Source organism: Haloterrigena gelatinilytica (assembly GCF_013342145.1).
GTDB classification, from domain to species: domain Archaea; phylum Halobacteriota; class Halobacteria; order Halobacteriales; family Natrialbaceae; genus Haloterrigena; species Haloterrigena gelatinilytica.
In genome coordinates this window covers 3,186,229-3,209,217 of record NZ_JABUQZ010000001.1, presented here as the reverse complement: position 1 = coordinate 3,209,217, position 22,989 = coordinate 3,186,229, and the positions used below count along the sequence as shown (strand labels likewise).

24 protein-coding genes are annotated in these 22,989 nt (G+C 66.6%); 10 read left to right on the top strand and 14 right to left on the bottom strand.

From position 1 onward, the window contains the following. Positions 1 to 33: 33 nt before the first annotated feature. The 4 genes from HTZ84_RS15965 to HTZ84_RS23050 all read right to left on the bottom strand — a co-directional run bounded on the left by HTZ84_RS15965 (position 34) and on the right by HTZ84_RS23050 (position 3,117). The gene (locus tag HTZ84_RS15965; RefSeq protein ID WP_174682604.1) at positions 34 to 1,212 is read right to left on the bottom strand and encodes an inorganic phosphate transporter; all 1,179 of its coding nucleotides are present in this window, start codon (positions 1,210 to 1,212) and stop codon (positions 34 to 36) included. A gap of 222 nt (positions 1,213 to 1,434) precedes the next feature. After that, positions 1,435 to 2,529 (bottom strand): aminopeptidase, encoded by a 1,095-nt coding sequence (locus tag HTZ84_RS15960; RefSeq protein WP_174681583.1) that lies wholly within the window; start codon positions 2,527 to 2,529, stop codon positions 1,435 to 1,437. An 87-nt stretch (positions 2,530 to 2,616) separates the two neighbouring features. Then, positions 2,617 to 2,844 (bottom strand): hypothetical protein, encoded by a 228-nt coding sequence (locus HTZ84_RS15955; protein WP_174681582.1) that lies wholly within the window; start codon positions 2,842 to 2,844, stop codon positions 2,617 to 2,619. Positions 2,845 to 2,991: 147 nt separating this feature from the next. After that, positions 2,992 to 3,117: a DUF7859 family protein gene (locus tag HTZ84_RS23050; RefSeq protein ID WP_012941507.1), complete on the bottom strand. Its 126-nt coding sequence runs from the start codon at positions 3,115 to 3,117 to the stop codon at positions 2,992 to 2,994. 497 nt (positions 3,118 to 3,614) lie between these two features. Between HTZ84_RS23050 and HTZ84_RS15950 the strand changes: the two genes are divergently transcribed. Then, entirely contained in the window at positions 3,615 to 4,958 is a 1,344-nt protein-coding gene (locus HTZ84_RS15950; protein WP_174681581.1) for a DUF7125 family protein, read from the top strand. 58 nt (positions 4,959 to 5,016) lie between these two features. Here HTZ84_RS15950 and HTZ84_RS15945 read toward each other — a convergent pair whose 3' ends face one another. Together HTZ84_RS15945 and HTZ84_RS15940 are read right to left on the bottom strand one after the other, a co-directional pair. Next, positions 5,017 to 5,715 carry a MinD/ParA family ATP-binding protein gene (locus HTZ84_RS15945; protein ID WP_174681580.1) on the bottom strand — a complete coding sequence of 233 codons (699 nt, stop codon included), beginning with the start codon at positions 5,713 to 5,715 and terminating at the stop codon, positions 5,017 to 5,019. Beyond that, positions 5,712 to 6,077, bottom strand: a complete 366-nt coding sequence (locus tag HTZ84_RS15940) for a DUF7857 domain-containing protein (protein ID WP_174681579.1) — start codon at positions 6,075 to 6,077, stop codon at positions 5,712 to 5,714. The genes HTZ84_RS15945 and HTZ84_RS15940 overlap by 4 nt, the downstream gene beginning before the upstream one ends. Positions 6,078 to 6,335: 258 nt before the next feature. Between HTZ84_RS15940 and HTZ84_RS15935 the strand changes: the two genes are divergently transcribed. Continuing rightward, positions 6,336 to 7,349, top strand: a complete 1,014-nt coding sequence (locus HTZ84_RS15935) for a type II glyceraldehyde-3-phosphate dehydrogenase (protein WP_174681578.1) — start codon at positions 6,336 to 6,338, stop codon at positions 7,347 to 7,349. 110 nt (positions 7,350 to 7,459) lie between these two features. Then, positions 7,460 to 7,861 (top strand): Hsp20/alpha crystallin family protein, encoded by a 402-nt coding sequence (locus HTZ84_RS15930; RefSeq protein ID WP_174681577.1) that lies wholly within the window; start codon positions 7,460 to 7,462, stop codon positions 7,859 to 7,861. Positions 7,862 to 7,891: 30 nt separating this feature from the next. Here HTZ84_RS15930 and HTZ84_RS15925 read toward each other — a convergent pair whose 3' ends face one another. From HTZ84_RS15925 to HTZ84_RS15915, 3 genes are all read right to left on the bottom strand, one after another. Beyond that, positions 7,892 to 8,764 carry an ATP-grasp domain-containing protein gene (locus HTZ84_RS15925; RefSeq protein ID WP_174681576.1) on the bottom strand — a complete coding sequence of 291 codons (873 nt, stop codon included), beginning with the start codon at positions 8,762 to 8,764 and terminating at the stop codon, positions 7,892 to 7,894. A gap of 279 nt (positions 8,765 to 9,043) precedes the next feature. Continuing rightward, positions 9,044 to 9,574: a 50S ribosomal protein L16 gene (locus tag HTZ84_RS15920; RefSeq protein WP_174681575.1), complete on the bottom strand. Its 531-nt coding sequence runs from the start codon at positions 9,572 to 9,574 to the stop codon at positions 9,044 to 9,046. A 247-nt stretch (positions 9,575 to 9,821) separates the two neighbouring features. Then, complete coding sequence (locus HTZ84_RS15915) at positions 9,822 to 10,052, bottom strand: MarR family transcriptional regulator (RefSeq protein ID WP_174681574.1); 231 nt, start codon at positions 10,050 to 10,052, stop codon at positions 9,822 to 9,824. Between the two features lie 561 nt (positions 10,053 to 10,613). Here HTZ84_RS15915 and HTZ84_RS15910 point away from each other — a divergent pair. From HTZ84_RS15910 to HTZ84_RS15895, 4 genes are all read left to right on the top strand, one after another. Continuing rightward, a complete protein-coding gene (locus HTZ84_RS15910; RefSeq protein ID WP_174681573.1) occupies positions 10,614 to 11,792 on the top strand; it encodes a CBS domain-containing protein in 1,179 nt (392 codons plus the stop codon). A 155-nt stretch (positions 11,793 to 11,947) separates the two neighbouring features. Beyond that, on the top strand, positions 11,948 to 12,982 hold the full coding sequence (locus HTZ84_RS15905) for an ABC transporter ATP-binding protein (RefSeq protein WP_174681572.1): 1,035 nt from the start codon (positions 11,948 to 11,950) through the stop codon (positions 12,980 to 12,982). Further along, entirely contained in the window at positions 12,982 to 13,785 is an 804-nt protein-coding gene (locus HTZ84_RS15900; RefSeq protein WP_174681571.1) for an ABC transporter permease, read from the top strand. Before HTZ84_RS15905 ends, HTZ84_RS15900 begins: the two co-directional genes overlap by 1 nt. Before the next feature lie 59 nt (positions 13,786 to 13,844). After that, entirely contained in the window at positions 13,845 to 14,384 is a 540-nt protein-coding gene (locus HTZ84_RS15895) for a zinc ribbon domain-containing protein (RefSeq protein ID WP_174681570.1), read from the top strand. A gap of 39 nt (positions 14,385 to 14,423) precedes the next feature. On the opposite strand, the gene HTZ84_RS15890 is transcribed toward HTZ84_RS15895, so the two are convergent. Beyond that, entirely contained in the window at positions 14,424 to 15,440 is a 1,017-nt protein-coding gene (locus tag HTZ84_RS15890) for an NADP-dependent oxidoreductase (RefSeq protein ID WP_174681569.1), read from the bottom strand. Between the two features lie 144 nt (positions 15,441 to 15,584). On the opposite strand from HTZ84_RS15890, the gene HTZ84_RS15885 reads away from it, so the two are divergent. Further along, the gene (locus tag HTZ84_RS15885) at positions 15,585 to 16,289 is read left to right on the top strand and encodes a carbonic anhydrase (RefSeq protein ID WP_174681568.1); all 705 of its coding nucleotides are present in this window, start codon (positions 15,585 to 15,587) and stop codon (positions 16,287 to 16,289) included. 142 nt (positions 16,290 to 16,431) lie between these two features. On the opposite strand, the gene HTZ84_RS15880 is transcribed toward HTZ84_RS15885, so the two are convergent. The 4 genes from HTZ84_RS15880 to HTZ84_RS15865 all read right to left on the bottom strand — a co-directional run bounded on the left by HTZ84_RS15880 (position 16,432) and on the right by HTZ84_RS15865 (position 21,931). Further along, positions 16,432 to 17,088 carry a trimeric intracellular cation channel family protein gene (locus HTZ84_RS15880; RefSeq protein WP_174681567.1) on the bottom strand — a complete coding sequence of 219 codons (657 nt, stop codon included), beginning with the start codon at positions 17,086 to 17,088 and terminating at the stop codon, positions 16,432 to 16,434. Positions 17,089 to 17,170: 82 nt separating this feature from the next. Further along, the gene (locus HTZ84_RS15875) at positions 17,171 to 19,675 is read right to left on the bottom strand and encodes a DUF2309 domain-containing protein (protein WP_174681566.1); all 2,505 of its coding nucleotides are present in this window, start codon (positions 19,673 to 19,675) and stop codon (positions 17,171 to 17,173) included. Further along, positions 19,665 to 21,164 (bottom strand): proton-conducting transporter transmembrane domain-containing protein, encoded by a 1,500-nt coding sequence (locus HTZ84_RS15870; protein ID WP_174681565.1) that lies wholly within the window; start codon positions 21,162 to 21,164, stop codon positions 19,665 to 19,667. Before HTZ84_RS15870 ends, HTZ84_RS15875 begins: the two co-directional genes overlap by 11 nt. A gap of 302 nt (positions 21,165 to 21,466) precedes the next feature. Then, positions 21,467 to 21,931 (bottom strand): Lrp/AsnC family transcriptional regulator, encoded by a 465-nt coding sequence (locus HTZ84_RS15865; protein ID WP_008892919.1) that lies wholly within the window; start codon positions 21,929 to 21,931, stop codon positions 21,467 to 21,469. Positions 21,932 to 22,171: 240 nt separating this feature from the next. Between HTZ84_RS15865 and HTZ84_RS15860 the strand changes: the two genes are divergently transcribed. Both HTZ84_RS15860 and HTZ84_RS15855 read left to right on the top strand, forming a co-directional pair. Then, positions 22,172 to 22,390: a hypothetical protein gene (locus HTZ84_RS15860; protein ID WP_174681564.1), complete on the top strand. Its 219-nt coding sequence runs from the start codon at positions 22,172 to 22,174 to the stop codon at positions 22,388 to 22,390. 111 nt (positions 22,391 to 22,501) lie between these two features. Continuing rightward, on the top strand, positions 22,502 to 22,696 hold the full coding sequence (locus HTZ84_RS15855) for a cold-shock protein (RefSeq protein WP_007259363.1): 195 nt from the start codon (positions 22,502 to 22,504) through the stop codon (positions 22,694 to 22,696). Positions 22,697 to 22,989: the final 293 nt, after the last annotated feature.

Genomic DNA, 22,989 nt, shown 5'->3' with positions numbered 1-22,989 from the left:
CCACCGAACGGGCCGATCGACCGAAGGACGCGCTCAGTGCCCGAAGATCGGAACGAACTCGAACAACACGAACGCCCCGACCGTCGCGACGATCGGGACGACGTTCTGCATCACGACGACACGGGCCGTCGTCGAGGGATCGAACAGCGACGCCGCCTCCGGCGCGTCGGCGGTCTCCTGCGCGCTGGACGCCGGCGAATCGCGCTCTCCGTCGGCGGCCAGCGCGCCGACGGCGGTCGGCGCGTCCTCGCCGCGGGCGACGTCGGTGAGCGTCGGCGTCCGGGACGCCCGCCCCCAACCCAGTCCGACGATGCTCATCGTCGCCACGATGACGAAACTCGCGGGGATGCCGACCGCCGAGAGGCTCACGACGATCGCCGAACTGATGACGGCGACGACGATCGCCGCCGGCAGCGGCAGCGCCGTGATGTCGTTGCCCAGCGTCTCGAGGGTTCGTCGGGCGATCGTGAACGCGCCGACGGCGACGGCGGCCGAGCCGAGCAGGAGCAGCGGGTCGAGTTCCAGTTCGCCGGTCGCGTACAACGGCGCGACGGCGTTGGCGATGTTGCTCGTTCCCGATGCGTAGGCCATCAGACAGCCGACGGCGACGACGACGATCGCCCCCGATAGCTCGCGTCGTCCGTCGGTCGATTCGACGACGGGCCGCGGCGTGATTCCCGACGAAACCACCCGTACGAGCGGTCGCTCTCGCCGACCGTCCTCGAGCGCGAGCCACGCGTGCAGCCGCGGATACCAGTACCGACCGACGACGCCGGCGACCCAGAAGCCGACGACCGGTGCGACGAGCCACCACGTGACGATCTCGCCGAGCACGGCGCGGTCGAGTTCGCCGGCCGCAAACCCCAGCGCGGCGACCGCGCCGACGGCGGTCATCGACGTCGAGGTGGGGACGCCCGCGTAGTTGCCCAGGAACAACGCCCCGCCGATCACCAGCAGGACGGCGGCGCTCGAGCGAAGCGTGAAGACCGACTGGTCCCGAAGGAGATCGCCCGCGAGCGTCTCGACGACTTCCGGACCGACGGTCAGGGCCCCGAGCGCGAAACAAACGGACATGAGCGCCGCCGCGACGCCCTTCCCGATCACGTCGGCGCCGACGGCGGGCCCGAACGCCGGCCCGGTCGTCGAACCGCCGATGTTGTAGCCGACGAAGACCGCGACGAGAACGCCGACGCCGAGCAACAGCGCGGACATCAGTGTATCATCCATCGATACGTTATGCGAAATATTTGTGGATTATGGAAGTGACAGAGTCTCCCCGGCGCTGTCATACCGCTCTCTGTTCACAGGTTCGAAGCGTCCGTCGCAGGCGCAAAACCGTCGATAAAAACTACCGAAGGCGCACGGCGCTTTCGAACCCTCGCTTGCGCCGTCGTGCGCGAGAAGGCCGCTTACTCACTGCGTTTGCTCGCGGTCCTACTGTTCGAATCCGTCCTCGAACCGGAACGTCCCGTCGCGTTGCACCACTTCTCCGTCCACTTCGATAACCGAATCCTCGCTCATGTCGACGATCATGTCGACGTGGACCGCCGAATCGTTGGCCTCGTTGCCCTCGCCGACGGTGTCGTCGTAGGCCCGGCCGACCGCCATGTGGACCGTATCGCCCATCTTCTCGTCGAACAGCATGTTGTAGGTGAACTGATCGATGTCGCGGTTCATGCCGATACCCAGTTCGCCGAGTCGGCGCGCGCCCTCGTCCGTATTGAGGACTTCCGTCAGGACGTCCTCGTTCTTCGCCGCCGAGTGATCGACGACCTCGCCGCCCTCGAACTCGAGGTAGACGTCCGTGATCTCCCGGCCCTGATGATAGAGGGGCATGTCGAACAGCACCTCCCCCTCGACGCTGTCGGGTTGGGGCGCGGTGAAGACCTCGCCGCCGGGCAGGTTGTGCTCGCCGTGGTCGTTGAGCGTCGGGTTACCGGCGATCGACATCGTGACGTCGGTCGTGTCGCCGCTTTTGATCCGGATCTCCTCGGCGGGGTCCATGATCTCGACCATGTGCTCCTGGTGTTCGCGCTGTTCCTCCCAGTCCTTGTTGACGGCGTCCCAGACGAAGTTCTCGTAGCCCTCCGTGCTCATCTCGGCCAGTTGGGCGTTGGCCGGCGCGGGATACTGGGTGAGACACCAGCGCTTCGAGAGTCGTTCCTCCAGGATCGGGCGGTGGGCCTGCCGGTAAGCGGCCTGCGTCTCGGGATCGACGTCGCTGGTCTGAGTGACGTTGTCGCTGGCGCGGATGGCGATGTAGACGTCCGTGTTCCGGATGAGCGCGAGTTCGTGCTCGGGCGTCTCGTACTCGTCGTCGCCCGCCCGGAGGAAGGCCCGCCGCTGGCGCTCGCCCGTGCGCTGGCTGACCGTCACCGGGTTCGCACCCTGATCGCCGATGACCTCGTGGAGGGCGACGACCAGGTCCTCGGCGACGGGGTGGGCGTCGACGACGACGTTATCGCCTTCCTGCAGGTCGACCGAGTGGTTCGCGATGACCTCGGCGTGTTCGCGGATACGTGGGTCCATATGACAGACGTCTGGGACCGCGGGGATACCGTTTTCGCATCGACACCCGGATCCGGCGGCCGACGCCGGGCCGAACGGGTCGTCGACTCAGTCCCTGTTCGCCAGAAAGATTCCGAGGTAGATCGACGCGAGTGCACAGCCGACGCCCAGCCCGAACGCGAGCGCGAACGGCGACTCGAGGCTGACCTCGCCGCCCTCGTCGATCACCCAGCCGCTGAAGCCGAGGACGAGCAGCGCGAACGCCGCGGTGCGCAACGCGAGAACGAGTTCGCGGGCCGGCGAGCGCGGCGGGCGGGCGGAGTCGGCGTCGCTCACGGTCTCGGACGCTCCGGACCCTCTCGAGGCCACAACGGTTGTCGGCAGTCGCTATTCGATCGAAACAGCGGATCGGACTCGGTCAAACGATGGCAGTCGCGGCGTACCGGACGGCGCTCAGCATCGCCTCCGACGACGGGCGTTCGATTACCGCATGCCATCCCGGAACTCGAGGATGGTCCGTCGGATGAGCAGGTACGAGAAGAAGATCAACGTGAGGAGGATCACCACGATGGCGATGATGACGGGGTCGTCGGGGATGAGATCGAACATACCGGGGGTACCGTGTCAGCGCGCAAAATCGTTTCGACCTCGGTCACGTGTTGGCGACGCGACTCGATTCGGGCGTGATCGTTGCGTTTGGCGACCGAAATAAACTCAAACCGATGTTTCACCTTGCGCTGACTATATTCTTCGGTGGAACGTAGTCGAGCGTGCGTCTTGGTCGCGGCCCGCGACGGCGCGATCGAGACGGATCGCCCGCGGCCCAGCTATCACCCTCCCATCCCCGACCGCTTCGATCCGACGCGGGCGATCGGCGGCCGCGCCGTCGAGTCGCACCCTCTCCAGTCGCGGTTCCGACGGGACGGTGGGACGCGACGGTCCCGCTGACGTGAGGTTCCTGTGGATCGCCGTCGGAGTCGGTTTCGTCTCGTACTGCGCGTCGATAGCGGCCCACCGATCGGTCCGCGACGACTCTCGAGCAGCGGGACCGGTATTCGGCGGCTTCGTGTACACGTTCAAATAGGAAGCCGAAGCCTAACCGAGTCATGATCGCAATCGCCGGTGCGAAAGGTGGCTGTGGCAAGACGACGACGACGCTGGGCCTCGCCGAAGCGTTCGGTCGTGGCGGAACGCCCGCGCTCGCGGTCGACGCCGACCGACAGCTTCCGAACCTCCACGTCAGGGGCGGCATCGATCGCGAACCGACGCTCGCGGCGGCACGCGGGGAAGACGACGTACTGCAGGTCGCCCAAAGGGATCCGCGCTCGTCGAACGTCGCGTTACTCCCGGCGCCCAAACCCTCCTCGCAACTCGATACGGAGGCGGCCCTCGATCGGCTGGCACCCGACTCGGTGCAGTCGCTGATCGACTGCCCGTCTGGTGCGGGCCCCGACGTCGTCGATCCGCTCTCGGTCGCCGACGGGGTGATCGTCGTCACGACCGCGGACGACCGGAGTCTGGACGCCGCCGAGACGACTATCGAGATGGCGAACCGGCTCGGCGTCCCGGTGCTCGGCGCGATCATCAACCGGTCGTCCGACGTCCCCGAGACGGTCCGGTCGTGGGTCGACGTACCCGTACTGGGCGTCGTTCCCGAGATCGACGACCCGCTGTCGAGCGACGACTCCCGGGCCGTCTACGACGAGATCGTGCGGACGCTCCGGACGAAGAACGCGGCGGCCCGGACGCCGCCGGCGTCCGCCGACGAACTGCTGAGGACCGGTATCGACGCCCTCGACCGCCGACTCGGCGGCGGCGTCCCGCCCGGCACCGTCGTCGCGCTGACGGCCGATCCGGCGAGTCAGAGCGAACAGTTCCTCTACCAGACGACGGCCGTCCGCGGCTCGCTGTACGTCACGACGCGTCGCTCCGAACGGAACGTCGACCGCGCGATCGAGGCGTCGACGCTCGAGACCGGCTCCCCGACGGTCCGCCGGATCGACGGCGAGGGGTCGGCGCTCTTCGACCGGTTCCGGGACCTCCTCGACAAGGTTCCCGACGGCGCGAACCTGCTCGTCGACACCGCGAGCGCGCTCGAGCGCCGCGACAGGGAGGCCTACGTCGCGTTCATGAACGACCTCAAAGACGGGATGGTCGAGACCGACGGCGTCGCCGTCCTCCACTGTCCGACGCGAACGGTCCCGGAAAACCGCGAGATAACGACCCACTTCGCGGACGTCGTGCTCGAACTCGAGACCGTCTCGCCCGGCGCCGACGCGGACGTCGAACACTACCTTTCGGTTCCGAAACACCGCGCCGACTGCGGCTTCTCCGAGACGATCGAACTGCGCTTCGACGGAACGTCGAACGCGATTACGGTGCCGGCAGACGAGGAACTGGTCGCCGGCTCCGATTCGGGCGTCGCCGGCGAGCGTCGAGCCGACGAGTAGCGAACTGAGAGGTCTATCGTTCTATCGACGCCGCGCCGTCGACGTGGCGGTCGCTCGATCAGCGCACGCCGATACGGCTCGAGAGCCGCTGTTCGGACCGTTCGACGGTCCGGGCGATCTCGTCGAACGCGCCGACCGCCGGACAGTCCGGATCGACGTCGTCGACGGGCAGCCACCGCGACTGGGCGTCGTCGATCGTCGCTCGATTTCCGACGACCGTGGTCGTCGCACCGAACGTTTCTTCGACGCGACTCGCGAAATCATCGTGTTCGTCGCGGTCGGCCCGGTTGAGGACGACCGACGCGATCGGCGTCTCCAGATCGGCCGCGACGCGTCGCGTCCGGACGGCGTCGACGAGCGCGGCTTCGTCGGGCGTCGTGACGAGGACGGCGAGGTGGGCCGTCTCGAGTTGCGTCCCCACGTCCCTCGCGAGGCCGGCGGGACAGTCGATGACGACCCGGCCGAACTCCCGCTCGAGCCGCTCGACGACGCGGTCGAGCGCGGAGAGATCCGCCGCACGGGCGCCGGCCAGGGTCCGTCCGCAGGAGAGGTAGCGAACCGGTCCGAACCGTTCGACGGCCGCGACCGGGTCGGCGCGGCCGGCGAGGACGTCGTGGAGGTCGGGGCCGGTCCCCGTCGGGAGATCGGCCGTCGCGAGGTCGCCGTCGACGACGACCGCGTCGAGTTCGTACCCGAGGTTGAGCGACGTCGTCGACTTGCCGACCCCTCCCTTGCCGCCGGTTACCGCGACGATCATAGCTCCCGCGAGAGGACGTCGGTCGTCGGCGCCCACTCCTCGAGGTCTGCGAGGACGGTCTTCGACGAGGGCGACTCGTCACCGTCCGCTCGGCACGCCTCGGCGAGTTCGACCGGTGACTCGATCGGGGGCGCCGGACTGGCGAATCCGAGGCCGCGCGTCCGGCCCGGTTTGACCGTCCCCGTCCACTCGTCGTCGTCCCATTCGGGGGCCGCGACCGACCCCGCCCGCGGCGGCCAGATCGGTCCCTCGAGTCGGCTCCGCAGGCGAATCGTCTGCGGCGTCGACCGAGCGTTGGTGACGGTCGCCCGGACCAGCGTCACGTCCTCGCGGCGCTCACACGTCGCTTCCACCTCGACCATGCCACGATTATCGCGCTCGATGACATATAAATTACATCACCGGTGCGGTAATGCGTCGCCCTTCGAACGAGGGAGTAGCGGAATCTCTGGCGCCGACTCGCATCGCCGACGACCGGCGCGGTACCGATCCGACCGCCGTTCGCGACCGTTCCGGATCGCTGAATCGCTACGGAAATCCGCGTAAAACTCTCTTTCGAGTTAAAATCGGTCGAGAAGCCTCGAAACGGTTATCCCCCTCGGTAGTGGACTCCCGGGTACATGATCCAGGTCGCGATCAACGGCTACGGCACGATCGGCAAACGCGTCGCGGACGCCGTCCGCGAACAGCCCGATATGGAGGTTCGCGGCGTCGCCAAAACGCGTCCCAACTTCGAGGCCGAGACGGCCGTCGACAAGGGGTTCCCGCTCTACGCCGCCGTCGAGGAACGGGCCGATCAGTTCGAGGAAGCCGGCCTCGAGATCGCCGGTCCCGTCGAAGACCTCGTCGACGCGGCCGACATCGTCGTCGACGCCACGCCCTCCGGTATCGGCGCCGAGAACAAGTCGATGTACGAGGAGTACGACACGCCCGCGCTCTATCAGGGCGGCGAGGACGCCGACCTCGTCGACACCAGCTTCAACGCCCGTTCGAACTTCGAGGACGCGACCGGGGCCGACCACGTCCGCGTCGTCTCCTGTAACACGACCGGCCTCTCCCGCGTGATCGCGCCCCTGCGCGAGGCCTACGGCGTCGAGAAGGTCCGCGCGACGCTCGTCCGGCGGGGCGGCGACCCCGGCCAGACCTCCCGCGGCCCGATCAACGACATCCTGCCGAACCCGGTCACGATCCCCTCCCACCACGGCCCCGACGTCGAGACCATCTTCGACGATCTGGACATCGACACGCTGGGCATGAAGGTACCCGCGACGCTGATGCACATGCACAGCCTGAACGTCACCCTCGAGGAGGAGGTCGACGCCGCCGAGGTTCGCGACCTGTTCGCCGAGGAGTCCCGGCTCTTCCAGATCCCGGAGCGGATGGATATCGACGGCAGCGGGAAGCTCAAGGAGTACGCGCTGGACGCGGGCCGCCCGCGCGGCGACGTCTGGGAGAACTGCATCTGGGAGGAGTCGGTTTCGACGGTCGGCAACGACCTCTACCTCTTCCAGGGGATCCACCAGGAGAGCGACGTCGTCCCCGAGAACGTCGACGCGATCCGAGCGGTGCTCGGCGAGGCCGACGCGGAGGAAAGCATCCAGACGACCGACGAGACGATGGGCATCGGGCTGTAGCAGCGCCGTCGCTTCCTCGCGGATCCGATCTCGCCGCTCGTCGGTTACGTTCACCCCAAACAACTAGTGACGACAGAAAGTTTTTGGCCCGCGGTCCACTATCGTTTCGCATGCGCCGAGACGACCGCGACGAACCCTTCGACGACCTGTTCCGCGAAATCGAACGAATGATGAACGAAATGATGAACGGCGCGGACGCGAACGTCGATTTCTCCTCCTCGAGCGACGTCGGTAACGGCTTCGGCATGGACACCCACGTCGACATCCACGAGACCGACGACGAGATCCGGGTCGTCGCCGATCTCCCTGGCGTCGAGAAGGACAACATCGAACTCGAGTGCGACGGGAAGACCCTGACCATCTCCGCCGAGAGCGAGCACCGCCAATACGACGAGCGCGTCTCCCTGCCGACCCGCGTCAACGAACACACCGCCTCGGCGACCTACAACAACGGCGTCCTCGAGGTCGTCTTCGATCCCGCGGAGCAGTCCTCGGGTATCAGTCTCGAGTAATCCGGGCCGTCGCGGTCGGGTCCCTCGTTTTCACTGCCGGTCGGCAGCCGTTCGAATCGCGTCCGCGAGTCGATCGTAGAAGTCCGGTTCGTACTTCGTTTCGTCGTCGATCGTCGGCCGCGCGTTCGTCTCGTTGACCACCAGTCGGTCGTCCGTCTCGAGGAGATCGACACCGAGGAACGGAATCTCGAGTTCGTCAGCGACGCGTTCGGCCAGCTCGCGGTACTCCTCGGGCAACTCGACGCCCGTCGCCTCCGCGCCGCGGTGGACGTTGTGCTTCCACTGGCTCTCGGCGACGGCCTCGTCGGGCAGTCGTCGCTCGACGGCGCCGACGTACTCGCCCTCGAGGACCATCACGCGGTAGTCGGTCGCGTCGGAGAGGTACTCCTGGACGAGAAACGACTGGTCGCCCGTCGCCTTGTAATCGTGGACCAGCGAGAGGTAGTCGCAGATCCCGAGGAAGGAATCGAGGTCGTGGGCCTTCGCAACGCCGACGCCGCGGGTCGTCGAGTTCGGCTTGACGACCACCGGCGGGTCGAACCGCTCGAAGACGGCGGTCAGCTCCGCTTCGCCGACGTCGTTCGAGACGTAGACCGACTCCGGAACCGGCAGATCGGCTCGCTCGAGTCGCGCGATCACTTCGGCCTTGTTCCGCGAGGTCAGCACCGTCTCGTGGTCGTTGAGCCACGGGATCTCGAGCAGGGCGTCGGCGACGCCGCCCTCCATGAGTCGGCCGGGGTAGACGAACCCCACGTCGTAGTCGTCGGGGTCCCACGGCGGATCGCCGAGCGCGATCGTGCGCTCGCGCACGGGCACGTGATGAACCCGTATTCCCCGCTCGGACAGCGGCGCTTGCATCCGCCGGAACGTCTGTTTCGCGTTCGCTACCGCGAGATCGATCATAGTCGGCACTCGGGAGTAGAGATGTAAAAAGGTGCTCGAGACATGCGAACCGACCGAAACAGTTGGCCGGGAGTACGTCTCGAGCAGACGCGAGAGACGCACGACTCGGGGGAGGGCAGGCTATTACCCGGAAAACAACCGCGAGCGAGGCCGGAGGCCAAGCGAGCGGGCCGACGACTGACGTGGAGAACGCTACGCGTTCGGAACGGAAGGAGGAGTGCTTTTCATCGAAGTTTTCCCGAGGGTGCGCCTGCGGCGCACCCGCAGAGGAAAAGTTCGTTATGCGATAAGCTGCTCTTCGCCCTTCTCGACGACGATACGGCACGGCGGCGAGATCTTGTTGTAGGCGCGACGCAGCGCGTCCTTGGCGAAGTCGGCGTCGTCGACGTCACACCAGATGGTGAAGATGCGCTCGCCGGCGTCGATACGCGCGGCGGTGCCGACGATCTTCCCGAAGGCCTGTCGCATCCCGTCGGAAACACGGTCCGCACCCGCACCCGTCGCCTGCTTGTTCTCGCGGATGACGTGGTGGGGGAACTTCCGGAGGATCATCTTGTAGTTGTTCTCGCCGGCGTTTTTCAGCATGTGGCGGTTGGCCGAGAGGCGCGAGGCCTCGAGACTTCCGTGGCGAAGCTGAACCTCTTCCTCGGTGATGAGGCTGATCTGGACCGGGTAGTCCTCGGGATCGGCGCTGATGTCGCCCATCTTGTGCTGTGCAATCTTGGAGCCCGGGATGCCGGTGATGTACTCGCGTCGCGTGTAGGCCGGCTTGCTAATCTCCCGGTACATTGAGGCGGGTTTGTCGGACATGGTTGTGGTTACTTACGAAAACGCAGGCCTACCGTGCGGATAAAGGCTTCGAAGCGCGCGCTGGATGCGGGTCCGCGGTCCCGAAGGCCGACGAACGGGGTCGGCAGTAGTCGGAACCCGACCAGCAATTCGGAATCCGACGCGAGCGGGTCCGTCCTCGAGGCGGGGTCGGACGACAACCGACGAGCCGGCGGCTCGGTGACGAGCGATCGGCGCGCGCCCGACGCGGTACGGTCGGTGCGGAAAATCAGCGAGTCGGCACGTACGTTCCGTCGCACTTCTCGATCAGCTGCTGGCTCGAGAGGGAGTTGCAGACGCTCAGGATGTCGATCTTCCGCATGGAAAGCACCTGGCCCAGTTCGTCGACCGTCGCCCCGTCAGTCGCCTCGAGGTAGAGGTAGACGAGCTTCCCCTGTGCGGAGTTGAGTTCGGTCGGCAGTTCGGTGAGGCCGGGATCGGCGTGGGTCTGTTCCATCATCGTAGTTACACAATCGACGAACATCTGTATAAAGCTATTGCACACCGAGTTCATATTCGGAAAAGAGTACTAGTGACATTATATGCCTTAGAATACGGATGTCACAGTAGATGCGGAGACGAGGGAATCCGCTCGTCGCGTGCGAGCGGTTCTCTCTAGCCGAGGCTGATATTCACGAGATGGATCACCCTACTGGAACTGGAAAATGACTGCGGGCGAACGTTGCCGGAAACGACTAGAAACAGAATAACTGTGTATCACTTTATCACAATATTAGTGGCGCGAGATCAGGCGCTCGCAGACCATATAAGGAATATTAAGACCAGGGGCCGGTACTGCGACAATAGCAGTCTCGAGCCCCCTATTGACCGATTCCGATCGCTTTCGGCCCGGATCCTAATTTCGGTGCCAGTCGAGCGAACCGAGCGAACAGCGATCTAATGGGGGTCCGATTCCGCTGGGCGGCCGGCGAGTACGGGACGGGGTCGAGAACCGGTGACGAACGGCGACCCCACCCCCTCCGTCGGCGTTTTTAAGGCCTTTCCACGGGTAACATGGGGCATGCCTCGGAGTTTTCGAATCGGATCCCTGTTCGGGATTCCGATCAAGCTGGATCTCACGTTTCTGTTGGTGCTCCCGCTGTTCGCCTATCTCATCGGCGAACAGATCGAACCCGTCGCGGGGCTGCTCAACGACGGGCTCGCGGCGGGCATCGACGTCGGCGCTATCACCGCCGGAACGATGCCGTGGCTACTCGGCCTGGCCGCGGCGATCGGGCTGTTCGTCGGCGTCGTGCTCCACGAACTCGGTCACTCGCTGACGGCCCAGCGCTACGGGTTTCCGATCGACTCGATCACGCTCTGGCTGTTCGGCGGCATCGCCGCGCTCTCGGAGATGCCCGAGGACTGGCGACAGGAGCTCACCATCGCCATCGCCGGTCCGATCGTCTCCGTGCTCGTCGGCGTCGGTTCGTACGCGCTCTTTCTGGCGGTTCCCGAAAGCCTCGACGGCGCCCGGTTCGTTCTCGGCTACCTCGCTATTCTGAACGTCGTGCTCGCGGTCTTCAACATGATTCCCGCGTTCCCGATGGACGGCGGGCGAGTTCTCCGCGCGTTTCTCGCCCGCAGCCGCCCGTACGCGACGGCCACCCAACAGGCCGCCGGCGTCGGCAAGCTGCTGGCGGTCGTCATGGGCCTGATCGGACTCATGCAGTTCAGCATCATCTTCATCGGCGTCGCCTTCTTCGTCTACATCGCCGCCTCGAGCGAGGCCCAGCAGGTGACGATGAAGGCCGCGTTCCAGGACGTCACCGTCGGCGACATCATGACGCCGGCCAGCGCCCTCCACACGGTCGAACCCGACACCACGGTGGCGGAGCTGGTCCAGCGGATGTTCACCGAGCGCCACACCGGCTACCCGGTCATCGACACCAGCGGGTTCGAGGGCGAACGCCTCGTCGGACTCGTGACCTTGACCGACGCCCGCGAGATCGATCCGGTCGAACGCGACGCGTTCACGGTCGACGAGGTGATGACGACCGACCTGCGGACGATCACCCCGGACTCGGACGCGATGACGGCGATCGAGGAGATGCGCGAGAACGACATCGGTCGGCTGCTCGTCGTAGACGACGGCGACCTCGTGGGCCTGATCTCGCGGTCCGACGTGATGACGGCCTTCGACATCGTCCAGAAAAGCGGCGCGGTCAACCCCAGCGGCCAACTGCGGACCGCGGACTGATCGGTGCGACGGCGGGCGATCCATCCGCCGCGACGGCCGACTCATTCGCCTCGACGACGCGCCGTCGAGCGACGAACCGGCAAAACCGTCCGAAACGGCCGCCTCGAGCGCCGCAATCAACATTCTTAACCGCGGTCGGGGCCGACTCACCGCCGATGCCACCGGCCATCGAGACCGTCGATCTCGTGAAGGAATACGGCGACTTGCGCGCGCTGCAGGAGCTGTCGCTGACCGTCGAGGAGGGCGAGTTCTTCGGCCTGCTCGGTCCCAACGGTGCGGGCAAGACGACCTTTATCAACACGCTGGTCGGCCTGGTCCGCAAGTCCGGCGGCGAGGCGCGGGTCTTCGGCCACGACGTCGAGACGGAGTACCGACAGGCCCGCGACGCGATCGGACTGGCGCCCCAGGAGTTCAACGTCGATCGGTTCTTCCCCATCAAGGAAGTGCTGATGCACAAGGCCGGTTACCACGGCGTTCCCGAGGACGAGGCCGCCGAGCGCGCCGACGAAGTGCTCAAGCGCGTCGGGATCTACGACAAGCGCGACGAGCGCTTCGACTGGCTCTCCGGCGGGATGAAACGTCGTCTGCTGCTCGCGCGGGCGCTGGTGACCGATCCCGACCTGCTCATCTTAGACGAGCCCACGGCCGGCGTCGACGTCCAACTGCGCCACGACCTCTGGGAACTCGTGACGGAACTCAACGAGGAGGGGACGACGATCCTCCTGACGACCCACTACATCGAGGAGGCCGAACGCCTCTGCGATCGGGTCGCGATCATGAACGAGGGCCGGAAGGTGACCGTCGCGACGCCGGACGAACTCAAAGAGCGCGGCACCGACACGATCTCCGTCCGCCTCGAGTCCGGTGTCTCCGCGAGCGCGGCGGCCGACCTCGAGACCGATCTCGGCGCGTACGCCCACGAGGTGACGACGAGCGGCGAGACCCTCGAGGTCCGCGTCGACGACGGCGGTTCGACCGCGCCGCAGCTGCTGAACGACCTCGAGGCGCGGGGCCACGAGATCGCCGACCTCGAGATCACCCGCACGTCGCTCGAGGAGATTTTCGTCGACCTGACTCGGAGCGAGGATCGGACGGTGACCCGGTCGTCGGCCTCGAGCGCGGACGAGGCGGACGAAGCGGAGGAGAGCCAGCTGTCCGAGCGCGAGCGCGAACAGGAGGGGGTCGCCTGATGCTGTCCGTCGGCTTCCGCGCGCTGTTCCGGCGCGAGGTGTTGCGGTTCGTCCGCCGCCCGAAGAACACGTTCATGCCGCCGGCGATCACGAACGTGCTCTACTTCGCCGTCTTCGGGCTCATTCTGGGCGGTCGGATCGACAAGATCGCCGGCTTCGATTACATCCTCTTCATCGTCCCCGGCCTCATCGTGCTAGGGGCGATCTCGAACGCCTTCGAGAACGCCTCGTTCTCGATCTTTCACGGCCGGTGGAACGAGTACATCCACGAGACGCTGACTTCGCCGCTGTCCTACGCCGAGATGGTCGTCGCCTACGTCGCGGCCAGCGCGGTTCGGGGGCTGATCGTCGGCGTCATCATCGCGGCCGTCGGACGGCTGTTCGTCCCGATAGGTATCGAGCACGGCCTGTTCCTCGTCGCCACGATGGTCGTCATCACGTCGCTGTTCGCGGGGTTGGGAATCATCGGCGGCCTCGTCGCCCGCGACTTCGACGACCTGACCGTGATGAACCAGTTCATCCTTCGGCCGCTGGTCTTCTTCGGGGCCGTTTTCTACTCCCTCGAGACGTTCGAGCAGGCCTGGCAGGTCCAGCTCTCGCTGGTGAACCCGATGGTCTACATGGTCGACAGCGTCCGGTACGGACTACTGGGTCACTCGGACCTGATCGAGGTCGGCGTCCTTCCGGCTCCGTACACCGACTTCGGCCCGCTGCTCGCCCTCGGAGTTCTCGTGGCGGCCACCGGAATCGTGCTGGCGATCGACGTCTACCTGTTCAAGATCGGCTACGGGTTGACGGACTGACCGCGATCCGTCGAGTCGTCTGTGGTACAGTTATTTTTCCGACGGCTCGATGTCAGACCATGGTATCCGAGCACTGTCCGAACTGCGGTGCCTCGCTCTCGCCGACCGCGAACTACTGCAGCGAGTGCGGGGAGGCGGTGAGTGACGACGACTCGTGGGAATCCGCAGGAACGGACCGTTCCCGGGACGCCGCCGACGACTCGTGGGGGTCCTCGAGCGCGGCGGGTTCCTGGGATGAGTCTGACGACTCCTGGAGCGACTCGAGGCCGGAATACGCCTCGAGCCGACGCTCCAACGGCGATACGACGCTCGCGGCCATCACGCACGTGCTCGCGCTAGTCACGTGGGCAATCGGACCGCTGATCGTCCTCGTCGCCACTGAGGACCCGTTCGTCGAGGAGAACGCGCGAAACGCGTTGAACTGGCAGATCGCGTTCACGATCTACATGATCGTCTCGTTCTTTCTCACCTTCATCGTCGTCGGCATCGTTCCCTTCCTGGTCCTACCGGTGGTCGATCTGGTGTTCTGCGTCGTCGCCGCGGTCAAGGCCGCCGACGGCGAGGCGTGGTCGTATCCGATAACCCCCGACATCGTCTGAGTGCCCGGATAGACCGACTTGGCCGGCCGTGTGCGCGGTTCAGTCCTCGCGTTCGGCGACCTTGACCAACTGCTTCCCGATGTTCTCGCCCTCGAACAGCCCGAGGAAGGCGTCGGGCGCGTTCTCGAACCCTTCGATGACGTTCTCGCGGTACTGGACGTCGCCGTTCCGGACGAACGTCGAGAGCCGCTCGAGCGCCTCGCCCCACCGGGGCTGGTAGTCGCTGACGAGCAGGCCCTCGACCGTCGCGCGGGTCTCGATGAGTTTGGCCAGCTTCCGCGGGCCGGTCGGCACCTCGGTCTCGTTGTAGAGGGCGATCTGGCCGCAGACCGCGACGCGGGCGTCGACGTTCAGTCGGGGCCAGACGGCGTCCGTGATCGGGCCGCCGACGTTGTCGAAGTAGACGTCGACGCCGTCGGGACAGGCCTCGTCGACCGCGCTCGAGAGGTCGTCGGTCTCCTCGTAGTTGATCGCGGCGTCGAAGCCGAGGTCTTCGGTGAGCCACTCGATCTTGGCCTCGCTACCGGCGGTGCCGACCACGCGGGCACCCGAGAGACGGGCGAGTTGGCCGACGACGGAGCCGACCGCGCCCGCGGCCGCGGAGACGACGACGGTGTCGCCCGGTTTCGGGTCGCCGACGTCGTTGAGGCCCCAGTAGGCCGTCACGCCGGGCATGCCGAGCACGCCCAGCGCCGTCGAGATCGGCCCGCGGTCCGGATCGACCCGCTGGAGTTCGTTCGCGTCCGCGACGGCGTGTTCCGCCCAGAGGAGGTCGCCGGTGACGATATCGCCCGCCGAGAACTGGCCGGCGTTGGACTCGAGGACTTCGCCGACGACGCTCGCTTTCATCGGGTCGCCGACGTCCCACGGTTCGGCGTACGATTCCGCGTCGCGCATGCGACCGCGCATGTACGGATCGACGGACTGGTAGAGCGTCTCGACGAGCACCTCGCCGTTGTCGGGTTCGGGACGGTCGACGGTGACGAGTTCGAAGTCGTCGCGGGTCGGTTCGCCGACGGGACGGCTCGCGAGTCGCCACTGTCTGGTCTCTGCCATACGCGTACGACGGCGCCCCGACGGGTGAACGTTGGGCTCGCGGAAGGTGACGAACGGTCGACCGCCGATCCGAACGCGAGGCCGGCGCGATCGCGGCCGCCGGCGAGTCGAACCTTTTTGGTCGCTGTTCGTGTACGTCTCGTTATGGGATCCGATCGGGACACGCTCGAGAAACTGCTCGCCGGCAACGAGCGCCACGTCGAGGCGTTGCCCGCGGACTACTTCGCGGCGGTGCAGACGGGCCAGCACCCGACCGTCGTCGCGATCTGCTGTTCGGACTCGCGGGTCTCTCACGAGGGCATGTGGGGCATCGAACGCCCGGGCGCGGTCTTCACGCCGAGCAACATCGGCAACCAGGTCTGGGACGAGGACGGCGGCGAGCGGATCGTCGACGGCGGCGTCCTCTACCCGATCCACCACACCGGAACCGACGTCGTCGCCGTCGTCGGCCACACCGGCTGCGGCGCCGTCACCGCGGCCTACCACGTCGCGACCGGCGAGGAGCCCCCGGGCCCGCAGGGCGTCGACAAGTGGGTCGACCAGCTCGTCCCCGTCGTCGAGGAGGCCATAGAGAGCGGCCTCGTCGACACCGACGCCGACGACGACCGAGTGGTCAACCAGCTCGTCGAGTACAACGTCGACTATCAGGTGCGCTCGCTTTGCGACGCCGCGGACGTCCCCGACGACATCGAGATCTACGGCTTCGTCTACGACTTTCAGGGCGTCTACGGCGACGAACCCGGCCGCGCGTACCTCGTCAGCGCCGACGGCGAGACCGACCCCGACGCGCTCGCCGAGATCGTGCCCGAGGGCTACGAGGCGACAGCTCGCAGTCTGCTCTACCGGTAGGCGAGGAGTCGATTCGAAACTGGGTAGGCGTGGAACCGCTCGCGGGGCCGGGTCTCGAGATCCACGCGGGGGAGAACTGTTTTTCTCAAATTCGCCTCGAGACCGCCTCTCCCGCACTGCGTCTCTCAGCCGTTCGACCGGATCACTGCTCGACGAACCCTAAGCCCTGTATCGTCGGCAGCGTCCAATCGTACGTGACTGCGGCTAACCGCGTTACCACGGTCACGCCCGCGCAGATTCCGGCGGCGGTGTTCCCGGAGGCGCCGGCGACCGTCGCGATAAAGTACGCGCACCCGCCCAGCACCGCACAGCTCGCGTAGAAATCGTCGAACAGGATGAACGGTGCGCGATCCAGGAGGATATCGGCGAACGCGCCGCCTCCCACCGCGTTGATCGTCGCGATACCGACGACGCCGAACACCGACACGCTCGCTTCGGTGGCGACGATCGCACCGGTCGTGGTAAACGCGGCGAGCCCGATCGCGTCCGCGACCAACGTGATCGGATGCGTGTCCGGAGCCGTGAGGACGGCGCTCAGCCCGATCGCTAACCCGACACCGAGCAGTCCCAGACCGATTTCGATCGGGGACTGAAGCGCTAACGGCACCCGCGTCACGAGGATGTCGCGCGTCGCCCCGCCGGCGAACGCCATCGCCAACCCGACGATGGTGACCCCGAGCAAGTCGAACTCTTCCCGGATCGCCTTCGACGAGCCGACGAGGGCGAACGCGATCAACCCGATCGTGTTCATCACCGCGAACGGGTCGCCGAACAGCGCTGCGAGGAGACTCTGCCCCATTGCCCGCCCCTAGTAGAACGGGTCTCTTGAGTGCTCCGAGACGGCGTCGTCACACAGCGAAACTCGGTCTCCCGGCGCCCCCTCAGTCGTCGTCCGCCGTCTGCGGGGTCGGCGCGGGCTCGGGCTCCGGTTCCGCCGTCGCCTCGGGTTCGACCTCGAGTTCGACGTCGGCCGCCCACTCGAGGTCGCCGGCGTACCGGAAGGCGGCGTTGTCCCGCTCGGGATCGACGACCGTCAGGTCCCCGATCCAGCCGTTGTCGAGCAGCGTGCGCACGTCCTCGTGCTCGCGGAGAATCTCGGTCACGCGATCGACCGGCGCGTGGATCACGGCCGTCAACCGCAGCGGCTGGTGATACGGCCGGTCGTCGTCGACCTTCAGCGACTGGAGCGGCAGGCCGGTCATCAGGTCCCCGCCGTTGCCCTGCAGGACGCCGACGTTGCCGATCGGGTTCTGGGTGATCTTCGAGCCGCTGCCGTAGACCGCGTTGTCGACGGTCGCGAAGTAGTACTGGTTGTTGATCCACTGGGTGACGACCAGCGGCCCCGTGAAGATCGCCTCGAGGGCGTCCCCGTCCGGGTCGGTCGTCCAGTCGTAGGAGTGGAGGAACGCGCGCCCGTCGAGGTTCCGGTCGGCGGTCAGCTCGCGGGGACCGATGACGAACGAGGCGTTGCCGGCCAACCCCCACTCGGGGCGGGCCTCGGCCCAGTCGGCCGCTTTGCGTTCGACCGCCGCGACGCCGTCGTCCGGACCGCCGCCGGTCGCGTCGTCAGTGCGCTCTGTTGCGGCCCCGGCACGGGCGCGCTCGAGGTCCTCGCGCAGGGACGCGAGATCCTCGCGGTGGCTCTCCGGCACCGGGTCGTCGAACAGTTCGATCTCGTCGGTCGTCGTGTTGTGCTCGCCCGCGAGGAAGACGGTGTCCTCGGGGACGTCGATCCCGCGCTCGCGCAGTTCGGCCCGCACGTCCTCGTCGTTGCAGATCTCGGCGAGCACGCGGGCGTTCGGGCCGCCCGGGTTCCCCGCGCAGGCCCCGCAGTCGAGACTCGAGTCGAAGGGGTTGTTCGTCGTCTCGCTGGCGTGGCCCGCGAAGACGACCAGGCGAGCGAACTCCGTCCACCCCATGAGTTCGAAGGCCGTCGCGGCGTACTCGACCTTCTCCTCGAGGGTCATCCCCTGCGGGAGGTCGTGGTCGGCGTGGTCGTGGTCGCCGTACGCGTCGTAGTCGACGGCCGGGGAGGCGGCCTCGTGGTAGCTCGGCACGCGCTCCGCGACGGCGCGCTCGAGTTTCGCGATCGCCGAGGGCGACAGCGTCCGCGCGGCCATCGCCGAGCCGTAGGCGCTGCCGGCGCCCTCGACGAACGTGAACGCGGCGACGACGTTGTTCTTGAGCGTCTTGAAGTGTTTGCGTACCGCGTTCGACACGCCGGTCCAGCGGTCGCGGGCCGTCGCCGCGTCGGTCTCCTCGTCGGGACGGTCGACGACGCGGTGTTGCGGGTCGACGATCGGCGGGCAGGCGTCGGTCTCGGCGTGCGAGTCGTACTCTCGGTGGCGCATCGGAACCCCGAAGAAGCCCGCGTAGCCGTGGGTCTCGTAGGGGCCCTGGGCCTCGATGTGGCGGCGGATCACCTCCGAGCGGGTGTCGATACAGAACACGAGCTGCGCGGCCGGTCGCTCTCCGTCGGCGTCCGACGGGTCCGTCACCGAGTCGTCGATCCCCTCGAGGAGGCGCTCGCGGTAGCTGCGCTCCCACGCGGTCAGCCAGATCTCGGGCAGGGGAACCTCGTCGTCCGCGTCGCTCGCGTCCGCAGTGGTGACGGTCGTCTCGTCGCCGTCGTCGACCGCCTCGGGATCGATCGGCGCGTCCAGCAGGTCGGCCAGCGTCAGCCGCACCGCCAGATACTCCGGCAGCGTGATCGGGTACTGCTCCTGCCACGCGTTGGCGTCGGCGTCGGTCCGCTGCTTGATGAACCCGCTCCAGCCCGGGAGCGCGGCGAGGTGGTACTCGATGACGTCCTCCCAGCGCTCTTCGGGGGAGTCGCTCAGCACCGCCTCGAGGGCCTCGGTCGCCGTCTCGGGAAGGTCGTCGGGGTCGTCGCAGCCGGGCACGTCGCCGTCGTGGGGCGCCATCTCGCGCCACGCGGCGTAGAACCCCGCCTCGCGGTCGGGCATCGGCCACTTCGACTGGCCCTGATCGAGGAAGGCCGCGAGCCACTTCGTCAGCACGCGGTCGACGGCCGCGGTCGCGTCGTCAGTCTCGGAGCCGCGTTCCGCCTCGGCTTCGGCCATCTCGTCCAGGAGCGTCTCGGGCTCTCGGTCGATGCCGCGGGCCTCGAGTTCCGCTTGAAGCGCGTCGGGATCGATCCGGCCGGTCTCCCACGCCCGGCGGAAGACCGACGGATGCGGGTAGCCGCGGCCGCCGAACAGGCGTTCGCCCTCCGCGACGGCCCGGTGGAACGGCTCGTCCTCGAACCCCGAGAGGGGGTTGGCCGTGACGAACGAGTGCAGCGGCCAGACGGAGCCGATGCGCTCGGCCGCGCGGTCGATACGCTCCTCGATGCGACGACGGTCGTCGATTTCCTTACGCGTCATTGTAGTCCTCCTTGTCGGTGAGCACGGTGTTCGGATCGGGTTGGGAGAGGTTCAGCAGCGTCACGTAGAGGCGCTTGCTCGAGTGGTACCAGCCGAGTTCGGCCACGAGATAAGCGCCGACGAACAGGGCGACGACGAGGTAGTGGGCGATCGTCATCTCCGTCGAGACGTGGGTCATCGGCACGCCCGAGAGCATCGTCGAGACGGCGTTGAACGCGATGGCATAGCCGCTGATCGCGGTCAGGACGACCAGCGGGGCGCTGACGAACCTGACCGACGCCGGCAGGGTCGACCGCCGCAGGATGTCCCGTGCCGCGGTCAGCGTCGTCAGGACCACGACCAGCGTCAGGATGGTCCCGCTGTTCAACTCGAGGCTCGTCGCCTTCCCGGTGAGGACGCCGAACAGGACGCCGCCGCCGACGGCGGTCAGCAGACTGACGGCGACCCCGGAGAAGCCGAGGTGGGTTTGCTTCTCGTCTCTCGGCACCGCTTGCTCGACGGCGGCGCCCGACGAGAGGAAGAGGTACGCCTTGTAGAAGCCGTGGAGGACGAGGTGGGCGATCGCCGCGGCGAAGAAGCCGAGGCCGCACTGCAGTATCATAAAGCCCATCTGCGCGATGGTCGAACAGCCGAGCTTGCGTTTGACGTCCGTCTGGACGAGGATCATCGCCTGTCCGAGGAGGGCGCTGACGGCGCCGAACAGGACGACGAGCGACATGACGGCGAGGTGGTCGGCGACCACCGGAGCGAACCTGGTCAGCAAGATCCCGCCCGCGTTGACGAATCCGGCGTGCATCAGGGCCGACGCCGGCGTCGGCGCCGTCATCGACGACAGCAGCCAGTTGTGGAAGGGGAACAGGGCCGACTGGATGACCGCCGCGAGGACGATCCCGCCGGCGGCGACGAGGCCGACCGTCCGCGAGACGCCCTCGAGAGCCCCGAAGATGCCGGTGAGTGTGGTCGCGCCCGTCGCCCAGGCGAGGAGGGCCAGCGAGGCGGCCAGCAGGCCGCTGCTGGCGAGGAAGTATCGACGAGCGAGGGCGGACGCGGCTCGGGCCTGCTCCCACTCGCGAACGTGACCGATGAGCGACGCCATGAGCAGTCCCATCGCCAGCCACGCCGCCGCGAACAGCGCGACGTGGTCGGCCGCGGTCAGCGTCATGACGACGAGCGTGAACCCGAGAACGCGGTAGTAGAACCGATCGATGTGACGGTCACCGGCCATGTAGCGCCGGGAGTAGCTGTGGACGATCCCGCTGAAGAAGGTGACCACGACCCACATCACCGCGGTCAGCCCGTCGACGCGCAGCGCGCCCGCGAACTCCCAGCCGGCTCCGTTCCGGGCCGCCAGCGCGAGTACCCCGACGCTGAGGGCGAACAGCGTCCAGACCGTCCGCGTCGACGCTCGCGGAACGAGCGAGGTCGATGGCGTCGGTTCGGAGAGTTGTGCGACGGCGTCGTCGGATGTGGGTGCACTTTCGTCGGTCATGCTTCGATTTCGCGCTCGACCAGCGCGGGATCTCGGCCGGGTCGCGCCGAACCGGTCCCGGCAACACTTGCACGGCCGGTCGTCTTCACCCATTATACGAACAGACTGGTTATTATAGCCTTCGGTTCGAACAAATCGTTCGGCTTTAGCTCCATGGTGGACGATCGTGATAAACACGGCGCTCGACGCGAATGTCTCAGTCGCGGAACGTCTTCGTCGACGGTCACAGGAATCGCACCGAACGGGCACGAGAACGGGCGAACGGAGGGGTATCCGTTCGGAAACGGAGCCGCTTCGGTGCGTTACTGAGAGGAGAATTCGTCGAACGACGTCGACTGGTGGCTCCGCACGAGCACTTCGTCGGTGATCGTCAGCCCCATGTCCGAGATCTCCTGTGCGATCGGCGTGATCTCTCGGTCGTTCTTGACGACGGCCGTCACGAGCAGGTTCTGCTCGCCCGTGACCAACTCCTGTACCGAGACGACGCCGGAAATGTCCAGTAGATCGTCGATGTAGTCGCCTCGCTCCGGAATCGACGCCGTGCAGTAGAGGAGCATCCGGATCGGATACCCCGACTTCGTGTAGTCGATGTTGGCGCTGTAGCCCTTGATGACGCCCTCCGACTCCAACCGCTGGATGCGTTTGCGCACGGTGCTCGAGGACGCGTCGGTCCGCTCGGCGATCTCACTCGACGAGAGGTTCCGGGCTTCCTCCTGGAGCGCGTAGAGAATCTCCCGATCGACCGCGTCGAGATCGTAGTCCGTCATACGGTCCGTTTGTCCGCGACGGCTATAAGGAACTTCTGTTGACAAAATGCAAGGATCGCCGTTCGCACGCCGACCCGCCGCGCCGTGCGCTCGAGGTGGCTTCGCTGCCGTCGTTGTCGGCGCTCGCGGCCGCTGTCATCGCACTCCCGCTATCGCCGTAGAGCTCGCCGCTACCGTTCTCGGGGCGCGAGATCGTCGCCGTCGGTACCGTTTTGCTATTCGCACGCGCATTCCTCTCGCATGCGACGGTTCCTCGAGTCCGATACGGGGTTTTACTACGCCGTCGGGCTGTTCACGGTTCTCGTCTTCCTCGGCGGGCTGGTCGTCCTGGCGGTCGTCAGCCCCGGCGACATCGGCGCGATCGAACTCGGCGGACTCGTCGTCGGATTCTTCCTGTTCATCCTGGTTTTCTTCGTCTCGGTGACGATCCATCGACTCGAGGACCGCGACGAACGGTGACCGAACGCCGATTTTCGACGAAACGGGGCCGATAGCCCGCCATACCCTCGATATCGAGAGCTGAGTCGAGCCGCAGGCTTTATCAGTGTCGCGGCGTTCTCTTCAGAAGCAATGGCGAAAGGAACCGTTGATTTCTTCAACGACACTGGCGGCTACGGATTCATCGAAACTGAGGACGCGGACGAGGACGTCTTCTTCCACATGGAAGACATCGGCGGCCCGGACCTCGAGGAAGGACAGGAGCTCGAGTTCGACATCGAGCAGGCCCCCAAGGGCCCGCGCGCGACGAACGTCGAGCGCCTGTAAGGCGAATTCGCGGAGGTATCGGCACTTCAGAACTGTATTTTACACCGGCCAGCGGCGGCGCCGTCGGCTGCGGTATAATCGCAATCCCGGCGGAGCGGTATCGGCGCATACGTGTTGGAATGGATAATGGATATACGTAGGCGCGAGCGGTCGTCGTCGACAACATGTTCGCCCTGCAATCGGCGTTCCCGAACGCTCGATCATCCTCTTCAACCTCCCGCTCGTTCTCGGCGCCCTCGGCGGCGTCTGGTATCTCCTCGCTCGACTGCGCGGCGCGCTGTAGCGATCGACCC